General features: G+C 70.0%; 2 protein-coding genes. Both read left to right on the top strand.

The window, feature by feature from the left end; all coding sequences use genetic code 11:
• The first annotated feature begins 135 nt into the window (after positions 1 to 135).
• Positions 136 to 1,488 carry an MFS transporter gene (locus tag ACRDP3_RS01620; RefSeq protein ID WP_431514977.1) on the top strand — a complete coding sequence of 451 codons (1,353 nt, stop codon included), beginning with the start codon at positions 136 to 138 and terminating at the stop codon, positions 1,486 to 1,488.
• Positions 1,485 to 2,802: thiamine pyrophosphate-binding protein (locus ACRDP3_RS01615; RefSeq protein WP_431514976.1), on the top strand; the 1,318-nt coding region annotated here is incomplete at its 3' end. The genes ACRDP3_RS01620 and ACRDP3_RS01615, both read left to right, overlap by 4 nt.

Here is a 2,802-nt window from a genome sequence, read left to right as displayed (position 1 = left end):
GGCGGCGCTGACGGGTCTGCTGGACGCGTGAGGTCGCTTTCCTATCGCCTTCCCTTGACTGTCGTCAGGATCAGTGGCCACTCGTGTGCACCCCGTTCCGCCGGTAGCCGCCTGCTCCAGAGAGGAGTGCTGCCGATGCAGCCGTCCCACTCCCCGCACGTCCACTCCGCCTCATCTCCCCACGAGACGCCGACCAGATCAAGGTCACTGGTCGTCGCGCTGTGCTGCGCGACGATCATCATCGACGGCTACGACTTGATCGTGTACGGCACAGTCGTCCCCACCCTGCTCGACGGCTCGGCCGAGTGGACGCTGTCCAAGGCCGAGTCAGGCCGGATCGGCTCCTACGCACTCGTCGGCATGCTGTTCGGCGCCATGGTGATCGGCACGATCACCGACCTCATCGGGCGCCGGCGCATCATGCTCGGCTGCATCGCCTGGTTCACGGCAGCGATGGCGCTGGTGGCGGTCGCGCCGACGCCTGAGCTGTTCGGTTTCGCACGGTTCGTCGCCGGACTCGGGCTGGGCGGCGTCGTGCCGACCGCCATCGCGCTGACCATCGAGTACGCACACCCGCGCCACCGCAGCAGGACCAACGCCCTGATGTTCTGCGGATACTCCGTCGGCGGCATCGCCGCCGCGCTCACCGCGATCGTCGTGATCCCGGAGTTGGGGTGGCGGGCGGTGTTCTGGGTCGGTGTCGGACTGGGCGTTCTCCTCCTTCCCATCGCCTGGCGGATGCTGCCCGAGTCGGCGAGCTACCTGCTCGCGCGGGGACGCACCGACGAGGCCCGGGAGTTGGCCGACCGCTACCGCCTCACCCTAGAAGAGCCCGAGCCCGCATCCGAGCAGCCGACGCCCGCGTCCGGCCGCAAGTCCCACGGGCTGTCCACACTGAAGGCGCTGTTCGTTCCACGCTTCCTGTCCGGGACCCTGCTGTTCTGGCTCGGCACCGGTGTGGGACTCCTGCTCGTGTACGGCCTCAACACGTGGCTGGCGCAGATCATGCGGGAGGCCGGCTATCCACTGGGCTCGGCCCTTGCCTTCCTGCTCGTGCTCAACCTGGGCGCCATCGTCGGCACGCCGCTCCTGGGCGCCCTCGCCGACCGGGTCGGCTCCAAGCCGGTGACCGCCGGCATGTTCCTCGTCGCCGCGGTGTGCATCTTCCTGCTGAGCTTCGAACTGCCGGGCGTGCTGCTCTTCGTTCTGGTCGGTGTGGCGGGTGCGTGCACGATCGGTACCACGATCCTGGTCAACGCCTACACGGCGAACTTCTACCCGGCGCACATGCGGGCCACCGGTCTCGGGTGGGCGCTGGGAGTGGGGCGGCTGGGCGCGATCCTGGGACCCATCTACGGTGCCTACATCCTCGCCTCCGGCTGGGGACTGGACGCGAACTTCTACGCGTTCGCGGCGCCGGCGCTCGTCGGTGCGGTAGCCATGGCGCTGATGCCCTCGGGACGGAAGAAGGCTGAGGCAGCCCCGTGATCGTCGCCGAGGCCGTCGGCCACACACTCGCCCGGCTGGGTGTCGACCGGGCCTTCGGCGTCGTCGGCAGCGGGAACTTCCATGTCACCAACGCCATGGTCGCCGCGGGGGTGGAGTACGTCGCGGCGCGCCACGAATGCGGCGGGGCGACCATGGCCGACGCCTACGCGCGAGTCTCCGGCAAGCCCGCCGTGCTCTCGGTGCATCAGGGCTGCGGGCTGACCAACGCACTGACCGGCATCGGCGAAGCAGCCAAGAGCCGGACCCCGTTGATCGTCCTGGCGGCCGACACCGCAGCGGCGTCGCTGCTGTCCAACTTCCGGGTGGATCAAGACGCGTTGGCCCGCGCCGTGGGTGCCCGGACGGAGCGGGTGTACGGGCCGGACACCGCGGTCGCCTACACGGTACGCGCCTACCGGCTGGCCGTGTCCGAACGGCGCACGGTGGTGCTGAACCTCCCCCTCGACGTGCAGGCCGAGGCGGTGCCCGTACCACTGCCGGAGCCGCAGCTGCCCTCGCTCCACCAGCCCGCCCCGGCTGCTGCGGCCGTGGCCGAACTCGCCGACCTGCTCATGCAGGCGCGGCGGCCGGTGTTCATCGCCGGCCGGGGGGCCGGCCATGCCGGCGATGCCTTGCGCGAACTGGGCGCCGTCAGCGGTGCGTTGCTGGCGACCTCGGCCGTGGCCCGTGGGCTGTTCAACGGCGACCCGTACTCCCTGGACGTGTCCGGAGGCTTCTCCTCGCCGCTGGCTGCCGAGCTCATCTCCGGAGCCGATCTCATCGTCGGCTGGGGAACCGCGCTGAACATGTGGACCACGCGGCACGGTTCGCTCATCGCGACGGATGCCACGGTCGTGCAGGTGGACCTGGATGCCGACGCGATCGGAGCACATCGCCCCGTCGACCTGGGTGTCATCGGAGATACCGCGTCGACGGCCACGGCGGTGACCGCCCTGCTCACCGAAGGTGGGCAGGCGGATGCCGGAGGTCCCCCGCCGGAGGCAGGGCGAAGGTACCGTTCCCCGGAGGTGGCAGCGCGGATCGAGTCAGGACTGGGCTGGAACACTGTGCCCTACACCGACAGTTCCACCGACCGCGACATCGACCCGCGCACGCTCTCCCTCGAACTCGACCGGCTGCTGCCGCGTGAGCGGGTACTCGCCGTCGACTCGGGCAATTTCATGGGGTACCCGAGCATGTTCCTCTCGGTGCCCGACGAACAGGGTTTCTGCTTCACGCAGGCGTTCCAGTCCATCGGACTGGGCCTGGCCACCGCGATCGGAGCCGCGCTGGCCAGACCGGACCGCCTGCCGG

It is taken from the genome of Streptomyces sp. (genome assembly GCF_050698815.1).
GTDB lineage: Bacteria > Actinomycetota > Actinomycetes > Streptomycetales > Streptomycetaceae > Streptomyces.
Note: the sequence above shows the minus strand (reverse complement) of the source record. Positions and strands in the feature narration are given on the sequence as shown.

Coding starts and splice junctions, on each gene's coding strand:
- ACRDP3_RS01620 (WP_431514977.1), top strand. CDS start 136: ATGCAGCCGTCCCACTCCCCGCACGTCCACTCCGCCTCATCTCCCCAC.